The sequence below is a fragment of the Streptosporangium sp. NPDC023963 genome (assembly GCF_040639135.1).
Taxonomy (GTDB): Bacteria; Actinomycetota; Actinomycetes; order Streptosporangiales; family Streptosporangiaceae; genus Streptosporangium.
Genome location: NZ_JBEZZK010000002.1, coordinates 111,398 through 127,280, shown reverse-complemented (window position 1 = coordinate 127,280; position 15,883 = coordinate 111,398). Strand labels below are relative to the sequence as shown.

The 15,883-nt window shown below is 71.2% G+C and carries 17 protein-coding genes; 5 read left to right on the top strand and 12 right to left on the bottom strand.

What is annotated here, in order from left to right:
* Positions 1-333: cellulose binding domain-containing protein (locus tag AB0F88_RS06705; protein ID WP_362678223.1), on the top strand; the 333-nt coding region annotated here is incomplete at its 5' end.
* 209 nt (positions 334-542) lie between these two features.
* Positions 543-2,102: a cellulase family glycosylhydrolase gene (locus AB0F88_RS06700; RefSeq protein ID WP_362678221.1), complete on the top strand. Its 1,560-nt coding sequence runs from the start codon at positions 543-545 to the stop codon at positions 2,100-2,102.
* A 129-nt stretch (positions 2,103-2,231) separates the two neighbouring features.
* Here the strand turns inward: AB0F88_RS06700 and AB0F88_RS06695 are convergent, their stop codons facing one another.
* The 4 genes from AB0F88_RS06695 to AB0F88_RS06680 all read right to left on the bottom strand — a co-directional run bounded on the left by AB0F88_RS06695 (position 2,232) and on the right by AB0F88_RS06680 (position 5,166).
* Entirely contained in the window at positions 2,232-2,387 is a 156-nt protein-coding gene (locus AB0F88_RS06695) for a hypothetical protein (RefSeq protein WP_362678219.1), read from the bottom strand.
* Between the two features lie 174 nt (positions 2,388-2,561).
* Positions 2,562-2,870, bottom strand: coding sequence for a hypothetical protein (locus AB0F88_RS06690; RefSeq protein WP_362678217.1), 309 nt, complete (start codon positions 2,868-2,870; stop codon positions 2,562-2,564).
* A 259-nt stretch (positions 2,871-3,129) separates the two neighbouring features.
* Complete coding sequence (locus AB0F88_RS06685; RefSeq protein WP_362678215.1) at positions 3,130-3,702, bottom strand: SGNH/GDSL hydrolase family protein; 573 nt, start codon at positions 3,700-3,702, stop codon at positions 3,130-3,132.
* A 435-nt stretch (positions 3,703-4,137) separates the two neighbouring features.
* Positions 4,138-5,166 (bottom strand): neutral zinc metallopeptidase, encoded by a 1,029-nt coding sequence (locus tag AB0F88_RS06680; protein ID WP_362678213.1) that lies wholly within the window; start codon positions 5,164-5,166, stop codon positions 4,138-4,140.
* Positions 5,167-5,351: 185 nt separating this feature from the next.
* Between AB0F88_RS06680 and AB0F88_RS06675 the strand changes: the two genes are divergently transcribed.
* Positions 5,352-7,163, top strand: coding sequence for a DUF2207 domain-containing protein (locus tag AB0F88_RS06675; protein ID WP_362678211.1), 1,812 nt, complete (start codon positions 5,352-5,354; stop codon positions 7,161-7,163).
* A gap of 27 nt (positions 7,164-7,190) precedes the next feature.
* Here AB0F88_RS06675 and AB0F88_RS06670 read toward each other — a convergent pair whose 3' ends face one another.
* Complete coding sequence (locus tag AB0F88_RS06670; protein WP_362678209.1) at positions 7,191-8,132, bottom strand: asparaginase; 942 nt, start codon at positions 8,130-8,132, stop codon at positions 7,191-7,193.
* 57 nt (positions 8,133-8,189) lie between these two features.
* Here AB0F88_RS06670 and dtd point away from each other — a divergent pair, with 57 nt between their 5' ends.
* Positions 8,190-8,615 carry a D-aminoacyl-tRNA deacylase gene (gene dtd, locus AB0F88_RS06665; protein WP_362678207.1) on the top strand — a complete coding sequence of 142 codons (426 nt, stop codon included), beginning with the start codon at positions 8,190-8,192 and terminating at the stop codon, positions 8,613-8,615.
* A 158-nt stretch (positions 8,616-8,773) separates the two neighbouring features.
* On the opposite strand, the gene AB0F88_RS06660 is transcribed toward dtd, so the two are convergent.
* The 5 genes from AB0F88_RS06660 to AB0F88_RS06640 form a co-directional block, all read right to left on the bottom strand.
* Positions 8,774-9,757 (bottom strand): glycine cleavage T C-terminal barrel domain-containing protein, encoded by a 984-nt coding sequence (locus AB0F88_RS06660; protein WP_362678205.1) that lies wholly within the window; start codon positions 9,755-9,757, stop codon positions 8,774-8,776.
* A gap of 218 nt (positions 9,758-9,975) precedes the next feature.
* Positions 9,976-10,389 (bottom strand): Fur family transcriptional regulator, encoded by a 414-nt coding sequence (locus AB0F88_RS06655; protein ID WP_350969247.1) that lies wholly within the window; start codon positions 10,387-10,389, stop codon positions 9,976-9,978.
* A 690-nt stretch (positions 10,390-11,079) separates the two neighbouring features.
* Positions 11,080-12,015, bottom strand: coding sequence for an NAD(P)-dependent oxidoreductase (locus tag AB0F88_RS06650; protein WP_362678202.1), 936 nt, complete (start codon positions 12,013-12,015; stop codon positions 11,080-11,082).
* A 290-nt stretch (positions 12,016-12,305) separates the two neighbouring features.
* Positions 12,306-12,611 carry a DUF2470 domain-containing protein gene (locus AB0F88_RS06645; RefSeq protein ID WP_362678200.1) on the bottom strand — a complete coding sequence of 102 codons (306 nt, stop codon included), beginning with the start codon at positions 12,609-12,611 and terminating at the stop codon, positions 12,306-12,308.
* A gap of 102 nt (positions 12,612-12,713) precedes the next feature.
* Entirely contained in the window at positions 12,714-13,223 is a 510-nt protein-coding gene (locus AB0F88_RS06640; RefSeq protein ID WP_362678198.1) for an FABP family protein, read from the bottom strand.
* A gap of 66 nt (positions 13,224-13,289) precedes the next feature.
* On the opposite strand from AB0F88_RS06640, the gene AB0F88_RS06635 reads away from it, so the two are divergent.
* Entirely contained in the window at positions 13,290-13,652 is a 363-nt protein-coding gene (locus tag AB0F88_RS06635) for a DsrE family protein (RefSeq protein WP_362678196.1), read from the top strand.
* A gap of 238 nt (positions 13,653-13,890) precedes the next feature.
* Here the strand turns inward: AB0F88_RS06635 and AB0F88_RS06630 are convergent, their stop codons facing one another.
* Both AB0F88_RS06630 and AB0F88_RS06625 read right to left on the bottom strand, forming a co-directional pair.
* On the bottom strand, positions 13,891-14,607 hold the full coding sequence (locus AB0F88_RS06630; protein ID WP_362678194.1) for a glutamine amidotransferase: 717 nt from the start codon (positions 14,605-14,607) through the stop codon (positions 13,891-13,893).
* Positions 14,597-15,883 (bottom strand): MurT ligase domain-containing protein, encoded by a 1,287-nt coding sequence (locus AB0F88_RS06625; protein ID WP_362678192.1) that lies wholly within the window; start codon positions 15,881-15,883, stop codon positions 14,597-14,599. The genes AB0F88_RS06630 and AB0F88_RS06625 overlap by 11 nt, the downstream gene beginning before the upstream one ends.

Below are 15,883 nucleotides of genomic sequence, written 5' to 3'. Positions count from 1 at the left end.
GCGTTCACCACGACGGCGGCCCCGACGGGCGGCTGCACGGCCACGTACACGGTCGTCAGAGACTGGCAGGGCGCCTTCCAGGGCGAGGTCACCGTCAAGAACGAGGGCACCTCGACGATCACCGGCTGGACGGTGACCTGGAGGTTCCCCAACGGCCAGACGATCAGCCAGCTCTGGAGCGGCGCGCACACCCAGACGGGAGCGGACGTGTCGGTCAGGAACCTGGCCTGGAACGGCACGCTCGCCCCGAACGCCTCGACGTCCTTCGGCTTCACCGGGACCCAGAACGGCACCAACGGCGTCCCCACCCCGGTGGCCTGCACCACCGGCTGACCTCCCGGTCCCGCCGGCCCGCGCCACGGGCCGGCGGGGCGCTCCGACCCCCTCACCCCGCCGGTCCGCACCGCGAACCGGCACCTCGTTCCACGTTGTCCAGGCGTCCGCTCCTCCCCCGGATCCTCTGGATCCCCGGACGCCTCATCGCCCCGGCCGGGCGCGACGACCCCTCCGCCCGGCCGGGCACTCCCCCACCGAGGCAGGTCATGCGCATCAGACTCGCGCTGCTCGCGGCGCTCCTTTTCCCGTTCCTCCTCTCCATGCCGCCCGCCCACGCCGCCACCGGCCTCCACGTGAGCGGTACGCGGATCCTCGAGGCGAACGGCAACGCGTTCGTCATGCGGGGCACCAGCCACGCGCACACCTGGTACGCGACCCAGACCGGCTCGTTCGCGGACATCAAGTCGCTGGGCGCGAACACCGTCAGGGTGGTGCTCAGCGGCGGCCGGTGGACCGCCAACGGCGCGGCCGACGTGGCGAACGTCGTCTCGCTCTGCAAGCAGAACAAGCTCATCTGTGTCCTGGAAAATCATGACACCACCGGGTACGGCGAGCAGAGCGGCGCGTACACCCTCGACCAGGCCGTGGACTACTGGATCGGCGTCAAGAGCGCGATCGTCGGCCAGGAGGACTACGTCGTCCTCAACATCGGCAACGAGCCCTTCGGCAACAACGCGACCACCCCCGGCTGGACCCAGGCCACCTCGGCCGCGATCACCCGGCTGCGGAGCAACGGGTTCCAGCATCTGATCATGGTGGACGCGCCCAACTGGGGCCAGGACTGGAACTTCACCATGCGCGACAACGCGGCCACGGTCGCCGCCGCCGACCCGCAGCGCAACACGGTCTTCTCCGTCCACATGTACGGGGTGTTCGACACGGCCGCCGAGGTCACCTCCTACCTGCAGGCGTTCCAGACGGCGGGGCTGCCGCTGGTGATCGGCGAGTTCGGTTTCGACCACTCCGACGGCAACCCCGACGAGGACACGATCATGGCCCAGGCGCAGGCCAGGGGGGTCGGCTACCTCGGCTGGTCGTGGAGCGGCAACGGCGGCGGCGTCGAGTATCTCGACCAGGTGACCAACTTCGACGTCGCGAGCCTCACCACCTGGGGACAGCGCCTGTTCAACGGGGCGAACGGCATCGCGCAGACCTCCGTCGAGGCCACGATCTACGGCGGCACCGGCACCCCCGACACCGAGGCGCCGACCCGCCCCGGCACCCCCGCCGCCTCGGACATCACCTCGACCGGCGCCCGGCTGTCCTGGACCGCTTCCACCGACGACCGCGCGGTCACCGGCTACGACGTCTTCCGGGGGACCACCAAGCTCGGTTCGTCCGCGACCAACTCGATCACCCTGACCGGCCTCACCGCGCAGACCGCCTACACCGTCACCGTCGTCGCCCGCGACGCCGCGGGGAACACCTCGGCCGCCTCCGCGGCGACGACCTTCACGACCACCTCGACCCCGCCGAGCGGCTGCACCTCGACGTACCGCACGGCCAACCACTGGCAGGGCGGCTTCCAGGGCGAGGTCACCGTCAGCTGCACCGCGGCCGTCACCAACTGGAGAACGGTCCTCACCTATCCCTCGGGCGTGAACATCAGCCAGGCGTGGAGCTCCACCCTCTCCGCGACCCCTCCGGTCTTCACCTTCACCAACGCCGCCTGGAACGGATCCGTCCCCGCCGGGGGATCCATCACCTTCGGCTTCATCGGCACCTGGCCGGGTACCGGCGCCCCGCCCGCTCCCACCGTCTCCTAGACGTGACCCGGCGGCTCCCAGGACCCGCCCGACGTTCGAACCCTCAGAACCTCGGGGTTCGGAGCACCGTCGTGGCGGCCGGGCGGCCGGCGAACGCGGATGCCCGTCCCGGCAGGGGGCCGGGGAAGTTCAACCGAGCAGTTCGCGGGCGATCGCGGTCGCGGCCCGCACCACCGACGCTCGGTGGCGCTTCAGCCGCGCGGCGCTCTCCGGCCCCTTCGGCGTGCGGATGGGCATCGGAGTCGCGTTCCAGGCCTGTGCCAGCGCGAGGGTAAGCATCATCACGTCCGTGGCGACCTCGAGCCCGGCATCGTGACTCGTCGCGAGCTCCTGGGCCTTGAGGCCGCCGTCACCGGTGGTCTCGCCGCGGCCCCCGTGGCCGGTTCACACCGGCCACGGGGCTCCCCGCGCCGCGCCCGGATCAGGTCGCGAGCGTGCTCCGGCGATAGGGAGATCCGGTCAGTCGTCGAACCCGAAGCCGCCGCTGCGGTTTCTGTTCGACAGATAGTTGTTGTTGTGGTTGTGGTTGTTGATCCGCACCTTGACGCGGTGGCGGCCGCCTCCGCCGTGCCGTCCCCAGCCGCCCCAGCCGCCGCCGCAGCCGCGGCGGCAGCCGCCCCCGCCCCAGGTCGGGAAGGCCGCGGCGGTGACGGCGGTGGTCGTCGCGGCGGCGCTCGCGACGGTGGTCGCCGCGCCCACTCCGACAACCCCGCCGGTCAGCGCCACACTGAACGCGAGCCCTGCGATAACACTCTTGAACTTGGGCATTGCTTTTCCCCTCGAAAGGTTCAATTACCCCGATTGCCGACATTTCTGGATCAGTCGGAAATCATTAGCGATGGAGAGATATGACCCATCCCCGCTTGTCATACTTTCCTGCCGTCTGTACCCATAAACGATAATTCGATCCTTTTACACTACGATTGTCGGCTTATGAGGATCACAGAACACTTAAGGGTAGTTTTATGACGAAATGTCCCTTATGTGCTATCGAGGGGCGCGGTCCACGAAGAACGGGCCCGCGCCCTCAGGAGGGACGCGCCTCAATGCCGTGCCTCTGCAGCGTGGAGACCATCCAGCGCGAGAGGCGTACGTGGCCGGTGAGGGTCGGGTGGACGCCGTCGGGCAGGACCGCTCCGCGGCCCCAGCCCCGGCCGTGCGGGCCGAGGGGCTCGAACGGGTCGAGGAAGGGCACCTCCTGCCGGTCGGCGGCGAGCAGGACGGCCTCCCGCACGTCGTAGGCCCACCGGGGAGCCTTGGTCATCCAGATCGGGCCGACCAGCACGATCCTGGTGTGCGGCCATCGCCGCCTGACCAGTTCCAGCAGGCGGACGGCCGCGTTCTCGATCCTCGCGGCTTCGATCCGGCGGTCGTTGCGCCCGCCGGAGATGATCAGCATGTTGGGCTCGGGGCGCCAGGAGAGCTCCTTGACGAAGGAGTCCTGGAAGGTCCGGCCCACCCGGCCGGGATTGACGAAGCCCGTTCCCGCCGCGCCCGCGGTGATCAGCTGCCAGCCCAGCTCCCGCGCGACCTTGGCCGCGTAGCCGTCCCAGGCCCGTACGGGACCCGATCCGACTGTGAAGCTGTCGCCGACGATCATGACGAGCGGGGCCGGGAGCGATGAGGTGGGTGGAAGACCCGTGCCTGCGGCCGGCGGCGTGGTCGCGCCACCACCGAGGCTGCATCCCGAAATAAGGCAGGAAATCGCCACAAGAAACGCGACCGCGAGCGTCCACGGTCGTCTACGTACGGGCGCGCGCATGCCACCTCGGGAAACGTCGGACTCCCGACATGATTGCAGATGTCCGCCGCCGATCGCGGCGACTCGGCCCCATGAAAACGATCGGACCCATGGTTCCGGCCCGGCCGCCCCGGATCAGGGCGGCTCATCGAGCGCGACGGCATCGCCCGGGCCGCGGCGGCGTCGGAGTGGCGTCGGAGTGGCACCGCCGGGCCGTGACGGTCCGGGCTCCGTCCCACCGGGCCGAGGCGAGGCATGGGGTGAGGTGAGGAGGATGGTGGAGACGAGGGTGGGTCAGCTCACCTCGGAGGGGCCGACGGCCCAGGTGTTGCAGTAGGCGATCCTGGCGTACTTCCATCCCTGATGGAGCCAGGCGGCGTAGTGCTCGCCGCTGCCGTGGTCGCGCCGGGGGTTGCCGCTCTGGTCGTCGCCGCGCCCGAACTCCGTCTGCAGGACCTCCTGCCAGCGGGCGGCGGTGACGCCCATCGGCTCCCGTACGGTGCGGATGAAAGCCCCTGAGAGGCACTGCGCCTGGAGCTCGTGACGGCGGGAGTGGGAGTCCTGGGCGGCGCGGGACTTGTTGGAGACCTCCCACCACCAGGCTCCACCGATACCGGCCATGCTCTGCACGTGGTGGGCGTACTCATGGGCGAGGACGGCCATGTAGGGCACGTGGTTCCTGGCGGGGTCGCGGTCACCGCTCTGCTCGATCACATGGCTCAGGCCGATGTACATGCCCCGGTTGGACGGGCAGTAGTAGGCGGAGGCGGAGTCGTCGGGGTAGGTCCCGCAGGGGCCCCGGCCCGGACGGGACCAGTAGACCTTGCGCGCCGGAAGGAAGACCGCGCCGGCCTGGGAGAACTTCGCCGACCACGCCCGTTCCAGGCAGCCGGTGACGGCGTTGAGATAGGACAGCATGTCGCGGGGCTGGGTCGAGGGCCTCGGGGCGCGGCAGGTGGTCGGGCGCATCAGGCCCGTGCCGTACAGCGGGTTGCGCTTGAGCCGGGCCGTGGTGTCCGAGCGCCGCATGTAGCGGAGGTCGACGGCCATGCTCCGCGCCGCGGCGACCGGCGTGATCTCGGTGCCGCCCATCGAGCCGAGGTCCAGCTTCTCCGGCGGGGTGAAGTCCGGCGTGGTGATCTCGGTGTTCCCCGTCTGCCGAGGGGGTGCGTTTCCCGTCGCCACCGGTGCGGTCCCGGGACCGGCGGGAACCTCCGCCTTCTCCTCACCGGCCAGACCGGCGATCACCACGACCGTGGCGAACGCCAGGGCGAGAACACCGAGTACGCCGAAGGCCAGCGGGTTCGACCCCCGTGGGCGCATGCGACCGCCTCTCCAAAGAGTGGATCTCCGGGCGGCAATCTAGCGGATATATACACATATGGGTTTATGAGCGAGAAAAAATGGATACGCGGTGGGTCATCACGGGCCGGTGGATCTCGCTAAGCTCCCGACACATGGCGGCATCTTTCTCGCACCGAGCGGCTTCCTCGCGCCGAGCGACTGCCTTGCGCAGGACGGCTTCCTCGCGCAGGACGGCTTTCCCGCGCAGGACGGTTTTCTCCCGCCGAGCAGCCGGGAGCCTGGCCGCGACGGCCATCCTCGCGCTGACCCTCAGCGCGTCCCCTGCCCTCGCGTCCCCTGCTCTCGCATCCCCTGCCCTCGCGTCCCCGGCACCGGCGAACGGCCCGGGCGCGGAATCCTCCCGGCTCGCGCAGGCCGCACAGCAAGCGCAGGCCGGGCAGGCCGGGCAGGCCGCGCGGCACGCGCAGGCCGGCAAGGTGACGAGCACGACGGTCCAGCTGCAGCTCCGGCAGGACGGCGTGCTCCACGTCAAGGAGGAGGTCGCCTTCGAGGGTGACGCGCCGTCGCGCGACCTCGTCGACCGGACCCGCTACGACGACGGCAGCGACCGGCTCTACCGGGTCACCGGTCTCAAGGGTGACGCCACGCTGACCGGCGAGACCATCACCCTGAAGGGCACCGGAAGCGCCACCCTGGAGTACGACGTCCAGGGCACGGTCACGCCACTGGCCGACGCCCAGGAGCTGCGGTGGTACGCGGTGGGCGCCTGGTCCGTCCCCGTCGAGCAGGCCAAGGTCAGCGTGAGCGGGCCGGCCACGATGCAGAACCTGTCGTGCTTCGCCGGCCCCCTGAGCTCGGCGATCGCCTGCACCGAGGCCTCCATGGACCACACGGGCGTCACCGCCGAGTTCGGGCAGCAGGACCTCGGCGCCGGCGAGGTCCTCACCGTGGTCGTCGGCTACCCCACCGGTGCGACCAAGGGCGCGCCGATCCTGGAGCGCCGCTTCGAGCTGTCCAACGCCTTCACCCTGAACGCCGTCACCGGCGGCGCGCTGGCCGGTCTGCTGCTCCTGCTGCTCGGCGGCCTCGGCCTCCTCTACTGGACCCGGGGCCGCGACGCCCGCGTGGTCGGCCACGAGTCGGGCTCGCTCAGCGGCGTCGAGAACGGTCACTTCGCCCCGCCGGACGGCGTCCGCCCCGGCCAGATCGGCACCCTCATGGACGAGCAGGCCGACGTGATCGACGTGACCGCCACGATCGTCGACCTGGCCGTCCGGGGCTACCTCAGGATCGACGAGCAGCCCCGGCAGACGTACGAGACCCCCGACTGGAGGCTGGTACGGATACCCGCCGCCCAGGTCGCCTCGCTGATGCCCTACGAGCGGGAGCTCTACAACGCCATCTTCGACGGCCACGACGCGGTGCTGCTGTCAGAGCTCAAGGGATCGTTCGGGACCAAGCTGGGCAAGGTCCGCGAGGCGCTCTACCGCGACGTGGTCACGCAGGGCTGGTTCGCCCGCCGCCCCGACACCGTCCGCACCCGCTGGACGACCATCGGCGTGGTCCTCACCGGGCTCGGCGTCCTCGCCACCGTCGCGCTGGCCTGGTTCACCACGTACGGGGTGCTCGGCCTGGCTCTGATCATCGCCGGTGCCGCCCTGGCCGTGGGCGGCCAGTACATGCCCGCCAAGACCGCGAAGGGCGCGGGTGCCCTCGCCCACACCCTGGGCTTCAGGGAGTATCTGGCCGGTGCCGACATCGGCGGGGACGTCCCGGTGGCCCAGCGGGTGGAGCTGTTCTCCCGCTACCTGCCCTACGCCGTGATCTTCGACAGCGTCGACCGCTGGGCCCGCGTGGTCTCCTCGGTCACCGGCAACGGCCAGCAGGCCGACCACCTGTACTGGTATCACGGCCCGGCCGAGTGGGACCTGTCCAGGTTCGCCGACTCGATGCGGACCTTCACCATGACCACCTCGGGGGCGATCTCCACCACCCGCCAGTTCCGCTCCCTGTGAGAACCGCCGTACGCGAATCCGCGGCGGCTACCGAACGCGGATCTCGCCCACCGGGCGCCCCCCGCCGAGCAGGACCCCTGCGGCGAGTTCGTCGAGCCCGGGGGCCTCGAAGCCGAGAGCGGTCAGTGCCGCGACGGTGACCGGGACCCGGGCGCGCTGGCCGCCGTCCTCGATCTTGACGGTTCCCGAGCGGCCGTCGGTGAAGACGAAGGCGTCGAACGCCTCGGCTCCGGCCTTGACCAGCAACCCGGGGACCGCCCGCATCAGCCGGGCCTCGGGGCGGGCGGTCCCCGACGTCCACTCGGGGTGGGCGCGGAAGGCGTCGGCGACGCGGCGCTCCGGAGTGTCCGGGTCGGCCCGGACGAGGGCGCGGAACGCCCGCGTCACGCCCAGCATCGAGACGAAGAACAGCGGGGCGCCGCAACCGTCCACCCCGCCGGCGGCGACGCGCTCGCCGGTCAGCTCCTCGACCGTGGAGCGTACGGCCCGCTGCAGCGGATGCGCCGGATCGAGGTAGGTCTCCAGCGGCCAGCCGTTGACCACGCAGGTGGCGAGCATCGCCGCGTGCTTGCCCGAGCAGTTCATGTAGACCCTGGCCCGGCTCCCTCCGGAGCGCAGCACCTCGTCGCGGGAGGCGACGTCCTCCGGCAGGTCCTCCGGGCAGCCGAGCGCGCTCTCGTCCAGCCCGGCCCCGGCCAGGATCCTCCGTACCCCGTCCACGTGGAACGGCTCCCCCGCGTGACTCGCGCACGCCAGCGCGAGCAGTTCCCCCTCCAGGGGGAGGCCGGCGCGGACCATGGTGAGCGCCTGCAGGGGCTTCATGGACGAGCGCGGCGAGACCAGCGCGTCCACCTCCCCGTGGACCCGCACCAGCGACCCGTCGGCGGCCACCGCGAGCATCCGCGCCCGATGGGTGGACTCCACGAACCCCGAGCGGACGACCTCGACCAACAATGACTCAGCAGACACCTTTGTCTCCTTTCGCCCGAAGTCTAGAGATGCCCGGGAGCACGGGATGATGGGGGCATGCGTGCGGTCGTACAGCGGGTGAGTTCCGCGTCGGTGGTGGTGGACGGCGTGACGGTCGGGGCGATCGACGAGCCGGGGCTGCTGGTCCTGGTCGGCGTGACCCACACCGACACGCGCGCCGAGGCGGCCAGGCTCGCCGCCAAGCTCTGGGGCCTGCGGATCCTCTCCGGCGAGAAGTCCTGCTCCGACATCGGCGCGCCCCTGCTGGTGGTCAGCCAGTTCACCCTGTACGGCGACACCCGCAAGGGACGCCGTCCCACCTGGCAGGCCGCCGCCCCGGGTCCGGTCGCCGAACCGCTGGTGGAGGCGGTCTGCGCCGAGCTGCGCGGGCTGGGCGCCCGCGTGGAGACAGGGGTGTTCGGTGCCGACATGAAGGTCGGGCTGACCAACGACGGCCCGATCACCCTGGTCGTGGACATCTGACCGCCCCGGACCGCACGCGCGCGCCCTGGGCGGGCTGAGCGGCCCGGGAACGATGACGGCGGCATCCGGGAAGACCGGACAGCCGGGAACGATGACGGCGGCACCCGGGCAGGCCGGAAGCGGCCCGCCCGGGACGCGACGCCGTCAGGTGCGAGCCGTCAGCGGATGCGGCGGCGCAGACTCGGGTCGATCTGGACGTTGCGCCCGGCGTCCGGCGGCACGATGACCTCCTGGGACGCGGCCACTCCCGCGGCCTCCAGCGTGGTGTCCACCGGCACGGTCCGCTTGACCACGGCCAGCGCGACCGGACCGAGCTCGTGATGGCGCGCCGAGCTTCCCACGAAACCGATCTCCGCGCCGTCGAGGGTCACCGGGGCGCCGTGCTTGGGCAGTGTGTCGACGCTGCCGTCCAGGTGCAGGAAGACCAGCCGGCGGGGCGGGTGACCCAGGTTGTGCACGCGGGCCACGGTCTCCTGGCCCTTGTAGCAGCCCTTGTTGAGGTGGAGGGCCGTGCCGATCCAGCCCACCTCGTGCGGAATCGTCTTGTGGTCGGTCTCGAAGCCCAGGCGGGGGCGGTGCTCCTCGATCCGCAGCGCCTCGTACGCCCAGAGCCCGGCGAGCCTCAGCCCGAGATGCCCGGCCAGCAGGTCACGCGGGAGCAGGATGTCCCGCCCGACGGCGACGGCGCCCTCGGGCAGGTCGGGGCGCGCCTCCCCCGCCACGGAGACCACGGCGTAGCGATCCGTCACGTCGGCGACCTCGACCCTCAGCATGAACCGCATCTTGTCGAGGAACGCGGCCACCTCCGCTCCGGTGCCCGGCTCGACGTGGGCCCACACCGCCTCGCCGTCGTCGACGAGGACGAGGTGGTGCTCCACCCTGCCCTGGGCGTCCAGCAGCAGCGTCTCGGTGGGCCGGCCGGGTTGCAGGTCGTCGAGTTTCTGCGAGCTGAGGCTGTTGAGCCAGCTCAGACGGTCGGGGCCGGAGATCCGGACGACCTCGCGGTTGCTCCGGTCGACCATCGCCTCCCCGGCGAGCAGCGCGCGCTGCTCGGCGAACGGATCGCCGTAGTGTCCGGCGACGTCGGCGTCGGGGGTCTCAGCCGCGACCGCGCCGGGAGTGTCCAGCAGAGGGCTTCGCATGCACACAGCCTACGAGGCCTCGCCGAAGAGAGCGGCGGCGACTCTTCCCCCGGCGGGTCCGGGCCGTACGACGCACCTTGGCGGCTCGGCGGGACAGAGGCCGGAGCGCGTCCCCCGGCGGCTCGCTGACGTACCCCGGCACCGGTTCCCCGACGGCCCTGCGGCCCGCTTCCCCGGCAGCCCGGCGAACGCACTCCGGCGACGGCTTCCCCGGCGGCTCAGCGGCAGTTGCGGCAGCGGCCGAAGACCGTCAGGTGGTGCACGTCGGTGAGGAACCCGAGCTTCTGGTCGAGGTTGGCGACGAAGTTCTCCACCAGGTCGGGGCTGACCTCGCTGATCTCCCCGCAGCCGCGGCAGACCAGATGCACATGATCGGCCTCGGCCGTCAGGTGGTAGGTGGGGGCGCCGTGCCCGAGATGGGAGTGGGTGACCATGCCGAGCTCCTCAAGGAGCTCAAGGGTCCGGTAGACGGTCGATATGTTCACCCCGCGCGCGGTCTCCCGCACCCGGGTGCAGATCTCCTCGGGGGTGGCGTGCTCGCAGGCCTTGACCGCCTCAAGCACCAGCTGGCGTTGCGGAGTGACCCGGTAACCGCGCGCCCGCAGTTCCTCATGCCACGACGTCTCGGTCATACCGAGAGTCTATGAGCACCGGGGCTCTCTCCGTCGTCCTACGACCCGAGAGACCGGAGAACGACTCCGGCCTGAACCGGGGGGTGTTCACGTTCCCGGCATGGTGCCTCATCGGTGCCTCGTCGGTGCCTCGTCGGCTCCTCACCGGACCGCGTCGAAGCTGGTCAGAGGGCGGGCTCCGGGGGATGGTGGCGGGCGGGAAAATTCATTTGCCCTGGGGCCGCGGAGTTTCATAACGTACAGGCACGCCGAAAGGAGGTGGTCCGAACGATGGTTGATCATAGTTGGGCTAGCGAGGTGGCTGTCCGCTAGGACGCCGCGACCGGACTCTGTCCGGGCGTCTGGCGACGTTCGGCGAATCCACGACAATCACCGGAACCCCGGGCCGCCGGAGGCGGGCGATCCCGCCTGTAGTCCACCGGCCCTCCTGCCGAGCAGGGGGAAGTGGCCCGGGGTTCTTCCCTTTCCAGCGCTTTCCTTGTCGATCACCCTGCTTCCGCGAAGCCCCTTCCGGAGGCCGCCCCGCCGCTTCCGGAGGCCGCCCCGCCGCGCGACCGCCTCCCCCCTCACAGGACCGCGCCGCTTCACAGGCCTCACGGGGCACCACCTCCCCGTCGCGAGACCGGTCTCCCCCTCGCGGGACCGCTCGCCTCCGCGCGGCCGCCCCTCATCGCCGGGTCGCTCCGGCCCTCACTCCTGGAATCCGGGGTTGGCGCAGTGCAGCGGGCGCTCACCGCCGAGGACCCTGACGATGTCCTCGCAGATCATCCGGGTGTGGTTGATCTCGGTGTCGTAGGTTCCCGAGCCCAGATGCGGGGTCAGCACCACGTTGTCCATGTCGGCGAGCGGGTGGGCCGGGTCGAGCCACTCCCCGGTGAACCGATCGAGGGCCGCTCCGCCGAGATGGCCCGTCTTCAGAGCTCCGACGAGCGCGTCCATGTCATGCAGGGCCGCCTCCGCGGTGTTGACGAAGATCGATCCTGGCTTCATCGCGGCGAACTCCGCCGCCCCGACCAACGGGCCCGCGGACGCGGAGGCGTGCACGGAGACGACGTCGGCCTGGGCCAGCAGGACGTCGAGCCCGTACCGGTTCTCCGTCGCGTCGGGGTCGTGGATCATGACGCGCATGCCCAGCCCCTTCATCCGCCAGGCCAGCGCGCGGCCGACCACCCCGTAGCCGACCAGGCCGATGGTCCGGCCCGCGAGCTCCCACGCGCGGTACCGCCGGTAGGAGGCCAGACCTCGCCGGATCTCCCTGTCGCCGACCGCCACCCGGCGGGTCACCGCGAGGATCAGGGCGAGGGTGAGCTCGGCGACCGCGTCGGCGTCGCGTCCCGGGGCGCAGACGACGGGGATGCCCTTCGCCGTGGCGACCAGGAGGTCCACGTTCCCCGCCTCGCCGCGGGCACAGCCCACCACCAGCAGGGGAAGGTCCAGGACCGGACCGGCGACCTCGTCGGACTCGGTGATGAGGATGCGCGCGCCGGTGTCCACGAGCTGCCGGGCGAGCTCGGCCGCCGGGTGGGGACGGTGGTCGGCCGGGTCGTAGTGGACGTCGATCAGCTCTCTCAGGCGGTTCCACTCCTGACCTCGCATCGGCGCCAGTACGAGTGCTCGTGGTTTCACCGCGCCTCCTTTTTCAGGAAATTTTGGTATTTGGGAGCTTTCCACGAACGTCACGATCGGTCTCGACAGTGACCGGACCGTCATCAACCGGCCCACCTGCTCCTCCCGTTTCCCGTTTCCCGTTCGGGAGAAGGGTCCCTGGCGTACGCCGGCCGGACGGCACGGGCCATGCCGGATCACCGTCTCCACGCCACCGTCTCCACGCCATCGTCTCCACATCACCGCCTCCGCCGAATCCGGCCCGGCGCGCGGGCGGTACGAAGAGCGGAGGGAGAACGCGGATCCGCCGGTCAGTGCTCGCCGCGGGCGGGGACGCCGAGGGCGGCGCAGGCGTCCCGGTACAGGCGGACGACCTCCGTGCGTACCTGGGCGCGTTCGGTCAGCGTGGCGCTCCAGGGAACCCGGACCGTGACGTCCCGCCCGCCGACCACGGCGGCGAACTCGATCGCCTCGGCGTCGACACCGGTCGTCGTCGCGCCGGTGGCCTCGGGCTGCCCGCCGAGGCCCTTGCAGATCAGCAGCGCGTCATCGGCGTGGTCGTCGTTCATGTGGCGCTTGATCGCCTCGACCGCATCAGGGGTGAAGGGGGTGCTCATGCTCAGAGGGTAACCAGCGCCCCGCCTCACCCCGTCACGGACGGCGGGCGGAGGCCCGGGCCTCACCCGGCGTCGGGGAAGAACCCCACCTGGCCGCGGACCTCACACCTCGTCGGGGACGAAGTCACCGACCCGCTTGAGCTCGGCCGAGATGTGGGACTGGAGCGGCTGCCCCATGGAGGCCATGTCGTACGCCCACATCAGGTTGCCGTTGACCAGCCCGTAGAGGCGGTGGCCCGCCGTGTACTCCTTGGCGGTCGCGGTCCGGGCCACCACGTCGGTCTGGAGCTCGATCTTGTTGAAGACCACCTCGCCGACGTAGATCTCCACGATGCCCGTGGGGTGTGACAGGCACACCTCGAGCTGGCGGCCGGGGAGCTGGCGCCAGAAACCGGTCTCGGTGCCCAGCGGGCGGACCTTGCCGCCCGCCTCGTCGAGCAGCCAGGTGCGGCTGGTGTAGGTCAGGAACGGCTTGCCGTTGTGACCGAAGACGATCTCCTGGCCGAAGTTGAAACTCTCGATCGTCGGATATCCCCCGACCCCGGCGCCTTCCCATCGGCCCACGAGGAAGGCGATCGGCTCAAGATCGGGATGCAGTTCGGGAACGTCCATGAAACGAGCCTAGGGCCGCTCAGGTATGGTTCGCGCCGGTGACGCCGGGCCGCATAGGCTGCGAACATGGCACGATCACTGGTGATCAAGGTTACCGCAGGCGAAGACTCACCTGAGCGCTGCAATCAGGCGTTCACGGTGGCTGTGGCGGCATTGGCGAGCGGGGTCCCCGTCTCGCTCTGGCTGACGGGCGAATCCGCCTGGTTCGCCCTTCCCGGCCGGGCGAAGGAGTTCAGCCTTCCGCATGCGGCCCAGCTCGGCGACCTGCTCGACGCGGTGCTCGCGGGCGGCAAGGTGACGCTGTGCACGCAGTGCGCGGCCCGGCGGGACATCACGGTCGACGACGTGATCGACGGCATCCGCATCGCGGGCGCCCCCACCTTCGTGGAAGAGGTGCTGGGCGAGGGCGTCCAGGCCCTCGTCTACTGAGATCTACTGAGATCTACTGAGACCGCCGGAGCACCGCCCGTCCCGAGCCCGCGGCCGTCGACCGGCCGCCCGGCGAGGCCGGGCAGCCGGTCCCCCACGCCGGTGGGACGCCACCCTCAGCGAGACGACCCTGCCGGTGAGACACCACCCTCAGCGAGACGTCCCTGCCGACAGGGCGACACCGTCATGGAGACGATCCCGCCGGTGAGACACCTCCGTCGGCGAGGACGACGCCCGATCAGCGGGGCAGCACCGCGGCCAGACGCTCCTCGCGGAGCCGGTCGAACCAGGCGTCGTCGATCGGCGGCAGCTGGGCACCCACCGCCCAGGTGAGCAGCAGGTCGGCGAGGCCGGGGTTGCGGGCGAGCGCGGGGCCGTGCAGGTAGGTGCCGACGATCTTGCCGATGTAGCAGCCCTCGGTGCCGTCGCCGTTGCCCGTGCCGACCGCCGTACGCGCCAGCGGCCGGACCCCGGCCCCGAGCCGGGTGACGCCCATGTGGTTCTCGAAGCCGGTCAGCGTCGGGATGCCGAGCGCCGGGTCCGCCTCCCCCGCCAGCTCGCCGACGGCCCGGCCCTGGCCACGCCCGCTGGAGATGTCGATCAGGCCGATGCCGTCGACCGGCTGGCCCTCCTCGCCACCGAACGTGGTGCCGATGATCTGGTAGCCCGCGCACACGGCCAGCAGGGCCGCGCCCCGCTGGATGGCCCGGTGCAGGCCGCCGTCGCGCCGGAGCCGCTCGGAGGCAAGGATCTGCGGCCGGTCCTCACCGCCGCCGATCAGGTAGATGTCGCCGCCCTCCGGGACAGGATCGGCCGAGCGCACGTGCACGGTCTCGACCGGGATGCCCCGGCGCTTGGCGCGCTGCTCCAGGACCAGGACGTTGCCCTGGTCGCCGTACGTGCTCAGTAGGTCCGGATAGATCCAGACAAGGCGCAGGGCGCTGTCAGACTGCACGACCGAACTCCGATCGGATCTGCTGGAAGGCGGTGTAGTTGGCGATCACGTCGACCTTGCCCGGCGGTTGCGCGGCGAGCGCCTGCTCGAACGAGCCCGCCAGCTGGAACGGCACGTCCGCCACGTCCAGCCGGAGCGCGAGGTCGAGCCGCCGTTCACCGGCCACGAAGACCGGCCTGCCGCGCAGCACGCGGTAGTCGACGTCCCACAGCCACGAGGTGTCGCGGCCGTCGGGCCCCTGGGCGTTGACGGAGAGGATCACCGGAAGCGAGGAGTCGAGCACGTCGAACGCCTCCAGCCACCCGGCCGGGTTCTTGGCGAGCAGCAGCCGGGCGTGCCGGCCGTCGCGTTCCACCGTGGTGTACCGGCCGGCGACCGACCTGACCTCGCGCAGCCGGGGAAGCGCCCGCTCGACGGGCAGGCCGAACACCTCGGCGGTGGCCAGCGCGATCGCCGCGTTGGCCCGGTTGGCGCGCCCGGGAAGCTGGATGTCGAGCACCCAGCGCCGCCCGCGCGGGTCGATCACCGCGTCGTCGTCGAGGATCCAGGACGGCTCGGGCCGCCGGAAGGTGCACTCGCGGCAGGCCCAGTCGTTCTCCCCCGACTTCGAGGGGGCACCGGCGCCGACGCTGCCGGGCGGGACGTACTCCATGCCCTTGCGGTCGAGGGGGCCGCCGCACTCGGGGCAGCACCAGGAGTCCTCCTTCCACGGCTGGCCCGCCGACACCCAGGTGACCGAGGCGGCCGTGGAGGCGCCCCAGGTCACCAGCGGGTCGTCGGCGTTGGCGATCACATGGGTGTTCCTGCCGGCCAGCGCCCGCCGCCACTTCTGGGCGAGCAGCCAGATCTCGCCCGCCCGGTCCATCTGGTCGCGGCTGAGGTTCATCAGGCAGATGACCCCGGCACCGGTGGTGTCGATCACCTCGGGCAGGTATTTCTCGTCGACCTCCAGCACGCCGTACGGGGCGTGCTTGGCCGACGACAGCGCCGAGACGTGCCCGGCGGGCATGTTGGCGCCGAAGGCGTTGGTGGCGACGTCGCCGAGCTCCGACAGCGCGGAGGTGATCAGGCGGGTCGTCGTGGTCTTTCCGTTGGTCGCGCTCACCAGCGCGAGCTTGCGGTCGTGCGCGAGCTTGCGCAGCAGGTCGGGCTCCAGGACCAGGCTCACCCGGCCCCCGATCACCGACCCGTCTCCGCGCCCGGTGACCCGGGACAGGGTCGCGGCCGTCCGGCCGAGAGCGGTGGCGAGCTGCGCCCGCAGCGGAAGCTGAGTCAT